Source organism: Sphingobacterium sp. ML3W, from assembly GCF_029542085.1.
In the GTDB taxonomy this organism is placed as follows: Bacteria; Bacteroidota; Bacteroidia; order Sphingobacteriales; family Sphingobacteriaceae; genus Sphingobacterium.
Genome location: NZ_CP107036.1, coordinates 3,013,531 through 3,026,471, shown reverse-complemented (window position 1 = coordinate 3,026,471; position 12,941 = coordinate 3,013,531). Strand labels below are relative to the sequence as shown.

The 12,941-nt window shown below is 41.9% G+C and carries 11 protein-coding genes; all 11 read left to right on the top strand.

Translation table 11 applies throughout. From position 1 onward, the window contains the following. The 11 genes from OGI71_RS12855 to OGI71_RS12805 all read left to right on the top strand — a co-directional run bounded on the left by OGI71_RS12855 (position 1) and on the right by OGI71_RS12805 (position 12,892). Positions 1-882, top strand: coding sequence for a glycosyltransferase (locus OGI71_RS12855; RefSeq protein ID WP_223577742.1), 882 nt, complete (start codon positions 1-3; stop codon positions 880-882). 4 nt (positions 883-886) lie between these two features. Continuing rightward, entirely contained in the window at positions 887-1,735 is an 849-nt protein-coding gene (locus OGI71_RS12850; RefSeq protein WP_282255871.1) for a hypothetical protein, read from the top strand. Positions 1,736-1,761: 26 nt separating this feature from the next. Further along, entirely contained in the window at positions 1,762-2,841 is a 1,080-nt protein-coding gene (gene gmd / locus OGI71_RS12845; RefSeq protein WP_223577746.1) for a GDP-mannose 4,6-dehydratase, read from the top strand. Positions 2,842-2,851: 10 nt separating this feature from the next. Then, positions 2,852-3,847 (top strand): glycosyltransferase family 2 protein, encoded by a 996-nt coding sequence (locus OGI71_RS12840; protein WP_282255869.1) that lies wholly within the window; start codon positions 2,852-2,854, stop codon positions 3,845-3,847. Between the two features lie 6 nt (positions 3,848-3,853). Continuing rightward, positions 3,854-5,134 (top strand): hypothetical protein, encoded by a 1,281-nt coding sequence (locus OGI71_RS12835; protein ID WP_282255868.1) that lies wholly within the window; start codon positions 3,854-3,856, stop codon positions 5,132-5,134. A gap of 9 nt (positions 5,135-5,143) precedes the next feature. Beyond that, a complete protein-coding gene (locus tag OGI71_RS12830) occupies positions 5,144-6,295 on the top strand; it encodes a glycosyltransferase family 4 protein (RefSeq protein ID WP_282255867.1) in 1,152 nt (383 codons plus the stop codon). After that, on the top strand, positions 6,292-7,413 hold the full coding sequence (locus tag OGI71_RS12825; protein WP_223577754.1) for a glycosyltransferase family 1 protein: 1,122 nt from the start codon (positions 6,292-6,294) through the stop codon (positions 7,411-7,413). Before OGI71_RS12830 ends, OGI71_RS12825 begins: the two co-directional genes overlap by 4 nt. Positions 7,414-7,418: 5 nt before the next feature. Further along, positions 7,419-8,543 (top strand): glycosyltransferase, encoded by a 1,125-nt coding sequence (locus OGI71_RS12820; RefSeq protein ID WP_282255866.1) that lies wholly within the window; start codon positions 7,419-7,421, stop codon positions 8,541-8,543. Continuing rightward, positions 8,533-9,618 carry a nucleotidyltransferase family protein gene (locus tag OGI71_RS12815; RefSeq protein ID WP_282255864.1) on the top strand — a complete coding sequence of 362 codons (1,086 nt, stop codon included), beginning with the start codon at positions 8,533-8,535 and terminating at the stop codon, positions 9,616-9,618. Before OGI71_RS12820 ends, OGI71_RS12815 begins: the two co-directional genes overlap by 11 nt. A 62-nt stretch (positions 9,619-9,680) precedes the next feature. Further along, a complete protein-coding gene (locus tag OGI71_RS12810) occupies positions 9,681-10,475 on the top strand; it encodes a polysaccharide biosynthesis/export family protein (RefSeq protein WP_223577766.1) in 795 nt (264 codons plus the stop codon). 11 nt (positions 10,476-10,486) lie between these two features. Then, positions 10,487-12,892: a polysaccharide biosynthesis tyrosine autokinase gene (locus OGI71_RS12805; RefSeq protein ID WP_282255862.1), complete on the top strand. Its 2,406-nt coding sequence runs from the start codon at positions 10,487-10,489 to the stop codon at positions 12,890-12,892. The last annotated feature ends 49 nt before the right edge of the window (positions 12,893-12,941 follow it).

The window sequence follows — 12,941 nt, the reverse complement described above, 5'->3', positions numbered from 1 at the left end:
ATGAAACATATAGCAGTATTGATGACGGTTTTTAATCGTATAGAAAAGACGATTTCCTGTTTGCAGAGTCTGTTTGACGCATCGCTTGAGGGGCTGGATATTTCTTTTTCCATTTTTCTTACAGATGACGGTAGTACAGATGGCACTAGAGAACGATTGCTAGCTACATTTCCAGACGCCAACATACAAATTTTGGCAGGCAATGGGCAATTATTCTGGAATGGAGGAATGAATCATTCTTGGCGTGCTGCAATTGCAAAAGGCGGTTTTGATGCTTACCTCTGGCTGAATAATGACAGTATTGTTTTGCCTAATATTTGGCAGGAACTTAAAGCCGCAGATGATTATTCCAAGCAAAAATTCGGCAAAGGTGGTATTTATGTAGGGTCTACCTACAATAAAGAAAAAACAGCACTCAGCTACGGCGGCTTTAATTATATCAATAAATGGACCCTAAAGGACCAATTTGTATTACCTAACGGTGAATTCCAAAACTGTCAGGCAGCTCATGGTAATATCACCTGTGTATCTCAAGACGTCGTGCTAAAAGAAGGTATATTCTGCGATGGCTATCAACACAGTGGAGGCGATCACGATTATTCATATCGTGCTTATAAACATGGTTTTCCAGTATTTATTCTACGTACCTATCTCGGGATATGCGAAAATGATCACGTCAAAGGAGACGATACAATATTTAGAGAACTTCCCCTCAAGCAACGTTTTCGCTATCTAAGATCGCCTTTGGGTTTCAATTTGCATAATAGCCTTTTGTTCCAGCGGCGTTGTTTTCCCTACCGCTTTGTACCGGTGTGGCTTGCAGGCTATACGCGAGCTTTATTCCCTGTTTTTTACTATAAATTATACAATTTTCTAAGGTAGATACATGAAAAAGATATTTATTTCCTACGCCAATAGTGAAATGGCTTATTCCCTAAAAAGGATAGGGCGCCAAGCTAATCGTCTGGGCATATTTGATGCTGTTTTACTTTTCACACCAGACGACCTACCCAGTTACATCACGCATTCGCCGTTGATGGCACATAACCGGGGAGCTGGCTATTGGGTCTGGAAACCAGCTATAATCTGGGAGACTCTCCGGAAATATGGAGATAACAGTATCGTAGTCTATGCAGATGCGGGCTGCTCCCTATATTCTTCAGAGGACTGGCAAACATACTTTGCTGCACTTGAAGAGTGCAATACACTATGTTTTGAATATCAGGATGAGATGCCAGAATGGGAAGTATTCGGCCAGACATCAACCAAAATAAAGTACTGGACCAAGCAGGCGACACTCGACTATTTTCAGCAAATGCTGGAGGATAAAGCCTATGGCGAAAAGTACAATAAGATCTGGGGAGGGCTATTATTTTGCCGGGGCAAGGATAATCACTTTGTGCGAGACTGGTTGAAAATCATGCTGGAACAGCCTGATCTTATTGTCGATCCTGATCCAGATGAGAGAGCCTACGGAAACAATGAGTTAGCCCATCATAAACATGATCAATGCGTATTGACAGCTTTAGCTCACTTGCATACTGACGATGTACAAATCATGGATGCAAAGATGGAGACGGAGCGTATCGCAGCGGTTGTCGGATCCAGAATACGGGTCAAGAATTATTTCGCCTATAGCCTATTGCAATGCAAAGGAAAAATGCGTGAGCTAATGGGGAAAGATACTTACAACTACTGGAAAGCAAAATTTAAACACATCATAACCTCTTCATAAAGGTTGAAAAATAAAATATAAAAAAAATGAAAACTGCATTAATAACAGGAATTACAGGGCAGGATGGTTCCTACCTTGCTGAATTACTACTTGAAAAAGGATATATGGTCCATGGTATCAAACGTAGGTCTTCTTCGTTCAATACACAGCGGATAGATCATTTATATGCAGATCCGCACGAAGCGCATGTCAACTTTAAGCTGCATTACGGTGATCTGACTGATTCAACCAATATAATTCGTATCATTCAGGAAGTTTGTCCCGACGAGATCTACAACCTGGGCGCTATGTCTCATGTCAAAGTTTCTTTTGATTCACCCGAATATGTAGCCAATGTGGACGGTATTGGTACGCTGAGGATTCTGGAAGCAGTTCGTATCTTACGTTTGGAGCATAAAACTCGTGTTTATCAGGCCTCCACATCGGAACTCTATGGCCAAGTACAGGAAGTACCTCAAAAAGAAACTACACCCTTTTATCCACGGTCGCCATACGGTGTTGCTAAAATCTATGGTTTTTGGATTACCAAAAACTATCGTGAAGCCTATGGTATCTATGCTTGCAATGGTATTTTATTTAACCATGAGTCGCCACGTCGAGGTGAAACCTTTGTAACCCGCAAGATTACTATGGCTGTGAGTGCAATTGCGATGGGAGTGCAGGACTGCTTATATCTTGGAAATCTTAATGCTAAACGTGACTGGGGGCATGCTAAAGATTATGTCGAGGCTATGTGGCTTATGTTACAACAGGATAAGGCCGAAGATTATGTCATTGCCACCGGAACAACAACTTCTGTAAGGCGTTTTGTACAATTGGCTTTTGCCGAATTGGGCATTGAACTCGCCTTCGAAGGTAGTGGAGTTAATGAAATTGGCCGGGTAAAATCGAAGATTGATTCCAATAGCATCATCAATGTTGGTGATGTTGTGGTGCGGGTAGACCCACAATACTATCGCCCTACGGAAGTAGAGCTATTAGTTGGAGATCCTTCAAAAGCTCAAGAAAACCTAGGCTGGAAACCAAAAACAGATTTAGCTGCCTTGGTAAAGGAGATGGTTCAGGAAGATATGTTAATGCAGTTGAAGCGATTAAGATTAAAATAAAGCATTCTTTATGAGACCAGCTATTTCCGTTATCGTGCCTATTTTTAAGGTCGAGCGTTTTATCGAACGCAATGCCCGTCAGCTTTTCATGCAGGACATGGAAGGGGTAGAATATATTTTTGTAGATGACTGCAGTCCCGACAATAGTGTCGCGATTTTAGAAAAGGTGATTGCTGAATTTCCTGATCGGGCAGCAGCGACATCGATCTTAAGACACGAAACAAACAAAGGACTTCCTTCGGCAAGAAATTCGGGGTTAATGGTCGCTAAAGGCGAGTTTATATTTCATTGCGATAGCGATGACTGGATTGAGAAGGATGCGCTTTCACAACTCTACAATACGGCTGTGAGTACTGATTCAGATGTAGTTTGGTGCGATTGGTATCTTTCTTTTAAAAACAATGAGCGCTATATGAGCCAGGCCCCACCGGCATATGGCCAGGTAACGGGATTTCAACTTGTCAAGTTGATGCTTGGCGGACGGATTCGTTTCAATGTCTGGAATAAACTTGTAAAACGTACGCTATATGAGCGTGTTGATCATTGGTTTCCAGACGGGTACGGTATGGGCGAGGATATGACGATGATCAGATTGATTTCGCATGCCAATAAGGTCACCTATCTTCCGTCGGCTTTATATCACTATGTCCAACTCAATCCGGAGGCTTATACACAAAATATGACTCCTAGGCATTTGGATCAGCTGCTTCATAATGTCACTCAAACGATTCAGTTTTTGAAATCGCGCTACGGGAAAGCCTTAGATGAAGATATTCAGTTTTTTAAACTTAATGTCAAATTGCCCCTATTGATATCAAATGATATACAATCCTACCAGCGTTGGTCTGATTGGTACCCCGATGCAAACGCTTATATCAAGCAAAATCCCCTGTTTAATAAAAGGATAAAATTTATTCAATATGCTGCGGTTAATAGGCAGTATTGGATACTCAAACTTTACTATCACTTGGTCATCAGATTTATATACGGTGTCATCTTTAAATAAAATTACATGAAAACAGTGCAGATTATTCTCACAGTGGTATTGACCAGTTGTTTTTTCTTTCCTTTTGAATTTACCTTTCTAATGGGGGTGAATACAAAGATAATGTTGGCCGTGTTAGGTATCCCCATTATGGGCTATCATCTCATTAAAATGGGGAAAGCTTCATTTTCTAAGGAGATTTTGATTGCGTCAGCTATCGCTACCGTTTTCTCGTTGATCGGGGTATATTCAGTAGATATAAATAATTCACAGGACTATTCATATGCGACCTATTTCATATCAATGTGGATTTGGCTATCGGCCTCCTATGTGGCCTGTACGGCCATCGCTCAGGTACATGGCAAACTGTCTGTACGCTTATTGGTCAATTATCTTATAGTGGTTTGTTTACTTCAGTGTGCACTAGCCTTACTTATTGATTTTGTACCTGCCGTGAAAGTATTCGTGGACCGTTACTTCAGCAATGGTATTACCGAGTTTTTAAATGAAGTGGAACGTATCTACGGGATAGGCGCTGCTCTGGATGTGGCGGGTGTACGCTTTTCAGCTGTTTTAATAATGATTGCGGTACTGCTGTCTAAAGATGATCAGATACGGCATAACCAAGGACTGGTAACGTTTTATATCTTATCTTTTCTGTTGATTGCCGGAATTGGTAATATGATGTCTAGGACTACCTTATTGGGGATGGTGGGTGGAATCGGATACCTTATTTTAACGATGGGCCGTTTTGGCCCCAATATCAACTATGTCCATATCAAACTATGGGCTACGATATTGATCACCTTTATGCTTGTTTTTCTCGTGGGAGCTTACTTTTATCAGACAAATCCCGCAGTTAGAGAATTGCTGCGTTTTGGATTCGAGGGATTCTTTAATTGGGTAGAGGAGGGCGAATGGCGGACAGATTCGACAGACCGCTTAAACGGTACGATGTGGATTTGGCCCGAAGCCAATGATATTCGAACCTGGCTTATCGGAAAAGCTACCTTTTCGGATTGGTTTGCAGTACGTACTGACATTGGTTATTGCCGGTTTATCTTCTATAGTGGGCTATTGGGGCTCAGCACCTTTACACTATTTTTTGTTTACTTATCCATTGCGTTGGCTCAAAAATTCACCTGCTATAGGCAACTGTTTTTACTATTTTTTCTGTTACTGCTCGTCAATTGGTTTAAGGTTTCTACAGATATATTTCTCGTCTATGCCCCTTTTTTAGTAATGGGAAGCCCTTATTTATACCATACATATTTTTCACACGAGAAAGTAATACCCACCTCTAAATAGAAATTGAATATGAAATCTTTAGATAAAAAAATAAAAATAGCCTATTGCATTTCCAGCTTATACAAGGCTGGGGGAATGGAACGGGTACTGGCCAACAAAGCCAACTATCTAGCGAGAAATGGATATGAAATTACCATTATCACAACAGATCAAAAACAGCGCGGACATTATTTTGAATTAGATCCGGCTATTCAATGCATTGACCTTGGGATTAATTATGAGGATAGTAATGGAGAAGGCTTGTTTCAAAAGTTATACAGCTATCCTAGTAAGCAACGGTTGCACTATAGTCGACTCACACAAGCCTTAATAGCTCTCAAAGTAAACATTACGATCTCTATGTTCGATCACGAAGTTGGTTTTCTTTGGAAAATAAAAGATGGCAGTTACAAATTATTGGAGGTTCATTTTTCCCGTTTTAAAAGATTGCAATACGGCAAGAAAGGAATCTGGGGAATGGTTAACCGATATCGTAGTAACCTGGATTTAAAATACGTAAAAAAATACAAACGTTTTATTGTTCTGACGCAAGAAGACCGCGGTTATTGGGGCAATCTGGATCATATTACTGTAATTCCAAATGCGAATACCTTTCAACCCGAAGAGCGTTCGGCACTGGACGAAAAGACAGTAATCGCTGTGGGGCGGTTTGACCATCAAAAGAAATTTGAAGACCTCATTCAAATTTGGGCTTTAGTAGTCTCTGATTTCCCGGATTGGAAACTGAAAATTTTTGGAAAAGGTGAACAGCACAGTTTCCTACAGGGATGGATAGATCGCTTGGGCTTAAATAAGCAGATTAGCTTGTGTGAGCCTGTTAAGGATATTCAAAAAGAATACCTTAAGAGTTCCATCATTGCAGTGACTTCGCGCTATGAAGGATGGAGCATGGCACTGGCAGAAGGACAGTCATGTGGTCTGCCGATGGTCTCCTATGCTTGTAAATGTGGGCCGAAAGATATTATCGAGGCCGGCAGAAATGGATTTTTAATCGCCGAAGGGGATAAACAAGACTTTGCGGCAAAATTAAAGCTATTAATGGGAGATGACACACGACGACTTATCATGGGATGTGAGGCGAAACAGATGTCCCGTCGCTTTTCGAAGGAAAAAGTGATGAAACAATGGTTGAATTTATTTAAAGAAGTACAACAAGCATGAAAACAATTGTTATATCTGCTGTAAATCTAAATAAGGGTGGGACATTGACGATTCTTCGCAATTGTCTGGCCTATCTTTCTGCGCTGGCCGAAGGCGGCGCTTATCGCATCATTGCTATAGTCTATAAACGTGAATTGGCAGATTACCCACATATTGACTATATCGAGACACAATGGCCGAAGAAAAGATGGATCAATCGCCTTTGGTATGAATATGTGTCCCTCAAGAAAATTTCTAGGCAAATAGGTGTTATTGATCTTTGGTTTTCTTTGCACGATACGACGCCTGCTGTATATGCAAAAAGACAAGCGGTTTATTGTCATAATCCATTCCCTTTCTATCGCTGGACGCTGGCGGAGTGTTTTCGGGCACCTAAAATTGTACTATTTGCCTTATTCAGTAGGTGGATTTACCGCGTTGGTATAAAAAAGAATAGTGCAGTTATCGTACAGCAGCAATGGCTGAAAAATGAGTTTAAGCATATGTTTGCGCTCTCTCCAAAAGATATAATCCTTGCTTTGCCCAATAAATTACAACCTGTTGAGGATTGCAATACCATACCAGAACGAGAAGCAGGAAAATATACCTTTATCTATCCCGCGGCCTCTGACAGCCATAAAAACTTTGAGAGCATCTGTCGTTCGGTTGAAATCCTTGAGAAAAAATACGGTCTGCTCAATTTTACTGTATATATCACCTTACGTGGTAATGAAAATAGCTATGCCAAGTGGATCCATGAGCGGTGGGGATCATTACAAAGCTTAGTCTTTATTGGATTTCAGCCCCGGCATGCATTATTTGCTTATTATCAGCAAAGTGATTGTCTCCTGTTTCCCTCAAAGGTCGAAACTTGGGGTTTACCCATTACGGAGTTTGCCGACTTCGGTAAAGCGATGTTACTAGCTGATTTTCCTTATGCACACGAAACAGCAGCAGGGAGTTCCAAAACTGCCTTTTTTGATCCCGATCGGCCGGAGCAACTTGCCGTGCAGATGCGGCGATTGATTGAGAAAGACGAGACTTTCCTGCAGGCGATTCCGCATCCAGTGCTGGAGCGGCCGGTGACGCATAATTGGAAAGAACTATTTGATTTATTATTGAAAGGCACTAAAAATTGATGGCTATGGAAACAACAAAAAGTTTAAAGATATTGCAATTGGGGAAATTCTATCCGATCAGGGGTGGAGTTGAGAAAGTGATGTATGACCTTATGTTGGGACTATCTGCCCAACAGGTACACTGCGATATGTTATGTGCCTCGACTGAAGGGCACCCTGCTTCCGTTATCAAAATCAATGATTATGCCACGTTGTTTGTGGTCAATACATCCATAAAAGTGGCGGGCACTATGTTGGCTCCGGGTATGATCGCTAGGCTTCGACAGATTGCTCACCATTATGATATTATCCATATCCATCATCCAGATCCAATGGCCACATTGGCCCTTTATCTTTCAGGATTTAAGAAAAAGGTCATCTTGCATTGGCATTCGGATATTCTTAAGCAAAAAACATTGCTCAAGTTATATAAACCGCTCCAGAACTGGTTGATAAAAAGAGCAGATAAAATTGTTGGTACCACGCCGGTATATGTACGGGAGTCGCCCTTTTTGCAGCATGTACAACATAAAGTTGATTATGTGCCCATTGGCGTAAATGCTATTGAACAGGAGGCATCGGGTATAGAAGAAATTAGAAAACGTTATCCGAACAAAATCATTGTCTTCGCTGTAGGACGTCTCGTAGAATACAAAGGATATGAGTATCTGATTCGTGCAGCTCAAGCGCTAGATGAACGTTTTCATGTCATTATTGGCGGAAAGGGTCCCCTTCATGATCAGCTTCAGAAGCTGGTCGGCGATTTGAAACTAGAAGAAAGAGTGAGTATGATCGGGTTTGTCCGTGATGAGGAACTGTCCAGTTATTTTGCAGCAGCGGATATTTTTTGTTTAAGCTCTATCTGGAAAACGGAGGCTTTTGCTATTGTGCAGATCGAAGCCATGTCCTGTGGAAAGCCTGTAATATCAACAAAAATTCCGGGCTCAGGCGTAAGCTGGGTAAATCAGCATGACGTCTCCGGTTTGGTTGTCCCTCCGGAAAATCCCGAGGAACTTTCCCTTGCGATTCGTCGAGTCGGTACCGATCCAACACTTTATCAGCAATATGCAGCGGGAAGTAAGCAACGGTATCGTACCTATTTTACGAGAGAGAAAATGGTAGAAAAATGTAGGCAGATATATGGAAAATAATAGAATTGAAAGAGCTTTCTTTTTTTTATTGAAGAGTGGCTTATGGGGTGAAAATATATGGGAGGCTGACTTGTTTCCGCTATCGGCAGAGGAATGGTCAGCAGTTTATGCCCGCGCTGTGGAGCAAACAGTTGAAGGTTTGTTGTACGATGGATTGTTATTATTGGCACCCGAAAATTTACCTCCCAGAGAAATGCGACAAAAATGGTCCGTATTGGTCGACAGGGTCGAGCGTAGCAACCGCTTATCCAACGATATTATAGCAGAACAACACATATTTTTTATGACGCATGGTTTGTGCCCAATCTTACTAAAAGGCCAGGGGGTCGCGGTGGCTTACAGAGTACCCCAGCACCGTGTCTGTGGTGATATCGATTGGTATTTTGATAAAGGAAGACACTTTGATTTGGCCCAGTTGCAACTCACCAAAAAAGGTGTGCCAACGTTGGGGAGAGGGAGTCCCGTTTATCTCTGGAAAGGTTATGAAACAGACCTTCATGATCGCCTGTTTGATTTCCACAATCCATTCTCCAAAAATCTGTTGAAACAGATAAGGGCAGATTTTCCAGATACAACCCTCACAATCGGAGGGCGCGAGATAGCCGTACTGGCACCTCAGATTCAAGTTGTTCAGATTACAGCACACATTCTTAAGCATTCACTATCTTTTGGTATCGGTCTCCGTCAATTTTGTGATCTGGCCGCACTTTATGACAAATACGCGGCAAAACTTGATGGCAAGCGATTGGAACTCCTCTATAGTGATCTTGGTGTAATAAATTGGATATCAGCGGTACACCAACTACTGGTAGACTATATCGGTTTGCCGGCGGATAAACTGCCTTTTGCAAGCAATACGATGGACTCTGGTCTGTCTATCATAGATGAGGTCTGGCACGGTGGCAACTTTGGCTTTACTGATACATCCTATATTAAGGAAACAGAAGGCCCCTATATTGTTCGTAAAAACAAGACGGGCATGCTGTTGCGACGGCTAACAAAATATTTCTCCCATGCACCTAAAGAAGCCTTATGGTTTCCGTTTATCCATCTTTTAAATAAAAGAAAGCGATGACTTGGCACAGAGAAACAGTAGTATAAAAATAAAATCAACAAAAATTAAATATTTATTAAGAAATGAAAAAATTCACTTTATGGATTATTTTGCTTGGTTTAGGTCTATTTACTTCGTGTATGACCTCCAAGAAAGTGGTATATGTCAACGACATGGTTCCAAATATAGACTATCAAATGCTCGAGGTACCGATGTTAAAATTGCAGAAAAGTGACCGGCTGAGTATCAAAATCAGTGCTAAGAACCCCGAACTGGCGGCTCCATTCAATGTGATAGGAGGCAATTACGTTGCTGATGAAAAAGGGAGTAGATCGAATACGAGTGGTAATAATCAGGATGCGCCAACTTATCTGATTGACCAGCAGGGTAATATTACTTTTCCGATTTTGGGCAACTTTCATCTCGAAGGGTTGACTCTAGAGCAGGTACGTGATCTTTTGGTTAATCGATTATCAGAAGGTGGATACATTAAAGATGCAATTGTCAAAGTTGAGCTATTGAACCTGAAAGTCAACCTGATGGGCGAGGTCAACCGCGTGGGTATCATTGATGTGCCCGATGCACGCATCAATTTATTGGAAGCCATTTCCAAGGCTGGAGGGCTAACACGTAATGCCGCTTCAGACCGTGTGACCGTTATTCGCGAGGAGAATGGAGTTCGCAAAAAGATCCTGAACGATATTGGATCTCAGGATATTTTTGACTCCCCCGCTTATTATCTTCAGCAGAATGATATTGTATATGTAGAGCCCGTAGGTGCAGAAAGTACTCCACGTGAAGACAGAACCTGGCGATTCACCTCCATAGCAATGGGTGTGGTTTCCATCATCTTAGCAACATTGACGTTGCTAAAATAAAATACTCGAAAATGAAAATAGAACAATATACCCAAACACAAAAAGACAAAACAATCAATATTTTAGACGTTTTAAGACATCTGTTGTACCATTGGAAATGGTTTGCTTTATCCATTCTCGTATTTGGCGCTTACTACTATTATCAATATGCCAAATCCCCTTTTATCTATCGTAGTTACGAAACGATTATTATAAAGACACCGTTGAATACGCCCAGGACTGCCCGCATCTCCCGGACGAGTGAGGCTTACAGTTCCATCAGTGTGGCAAGTGAGATCCTCCAACTAAAGTCCAAGGAGTTAATGCGTCAGACCGTTACCCGCATAGGGGCCGAAATGAGCTATACCGTTAGAGCGGGATTGCGCCGGAAAGAACTTTATAAGGAAAGTCCGGTACGAGTCATTGTTCCCCAGGCAAAGCCAGAAGATTCCTTTTCTTTTACGGTCACCCTACTAGGGAACAAAGACATCATTCTCACCAATTGGAGTAGGGGGGAGGGGATAGGTGAGATCAGAGCAGTATTAGATAAACCCGTCAATACCCCAGTTGGACAGGTGATCATACAGTCGACGGAGGGATTTGGTAAGATCTATATGGATCAGGAAATCAAAGTCGAAAAATACGCGCTGGAAAGCATGGTCAATTATTTTGTGTCGGCCCTATCGATCACTCAAATGGAGGAAGAAGCTTCCTTGTTGCAGATTGTAGCCGAAGATACCAATCCCACACGGGCTACTGAACTGATTGCAGAGATGGTAAATGTGTACAATGAAGTTGCCCTGCAAGATAAAAATCAGATTGGTATCAATACGGCTAATTTTATCAAGAACCGGCTGGCGATTATCGAACAGGAGCTGGGATCTGTTGAATCGAGTATCGAAGATTTACGGACACAAAACCAGGGGATGGATGTTGCCAGAGTCGGGGAGGCCTATTTTGAAGATACGAGATTGTATCAATCCGAGCGCACTAAGGTCGAAACCGATATTAATCTTGCCCAAATGATGCGTGGTTATCTAGCCGATGGAAGCAAAAAAAATGAATTGATCCCCAACAATACGGGTCTGGTCGATGCCAGTGTCGAATCGCAGATCAACGACTACAATACGACACTCCTTAGACGTAATCGTTTGATAGAAGGGAGTAGTGACGCCAATCCCGTGGTACAAGATCTGGACAGAGCCCTGGGTGCAATGCGAGGCAATATTGGAAGAGCTGTAGATAATACCATAGATGGTTTAAATATTAAGGCCCGGAATATGAAGAAGGAGGAGTATGCCGCGCGAGGCAAAGCCATGCAGGTGCCACAAAAACAACGCGTAATGTTGTCTGTAGAGCGGCAGCAAAAGGTAAAAGAGGAGCTCTATCTTTATCTTTTGAACAAGCGTGAGGAGAATGCTATTAACCAAGCGATGACCGAAGATAACATCAGGATTATTGACCCAGCGATCGTATCAACCGTGCCGATCGCCCCAAGTAAAATAAGAAAAATTGGCTTAGGAATGGGGATCGGATTCATTCTACCAGCCATTATTATATTGACATTTTCCATTCTCGATACCAAGGTAAGGCGCCGCCAAGATGTTGAAGATGCAATTGATGTACCGTTATTGGGAGAGATACCATTAGTCAAAACCAAACGGTCAAATCAAGGCGATATTTTGGTGAATAACACCGGCAGGGATGCCCTGACAGAAGCTTTCCGTATCCTCCGTACAAATATTAGCTTTATGTCGAGAGAAGGGAAGCAGCCAAGGGTTATTTCATTGACATCATTTATCCCCGGAGTCGGTAAAACATTTACCTCCTTGAATCTTTCAGACACATTATCCTTTTTGGGCAAAAAAATAGCTGTCGTCGATCTTGACTTACGAAAAGGAACGCTGAGTAAACGGGTAGGTATTAAAGAAGGAACGGGTGTGAGCCATTATCTATCCGATGTAAATGTCACTTTGGATGATATTATTCATCGCAACCTGCGTATCGAAAATGTTGACTATGTACCTATCGGAAGCGAAGCACCCAATCCTGTAGAACTATTGCTCAGTAAAAGGCTTGACCAACTGATCACTGATCTAAAAGAGCGATATGATTATATTATTATTGATGGAGTACCTATGGGAATAGTTGCAGATGCTACCGTGATAGATCGGATTTCGGATTTGACATTGTTTGTGATCCGTGCCGGGAAAATGGATAAGCGCCAGCTCCCAGAACTGCAGAAAATCTATGAGGAAAAAAGGCTGTCAAATCTCGCTTTAATCCTCAATGGACTTAAATTGGGACAGTCTGGCTACGGCTATGGATACGGCTATGGCTATGGACATGGCTATGGGTATGGTAATGAGGAAAGTCGAAATATTTTGGCGAGGTTCACTAGGTCCATCGGTGATGTATTTGGTAGAAAGAGAAAATGATGATATAAAACTTTAGAATGGCTTATTGTTTCTGAAGTACTCTTTTGAT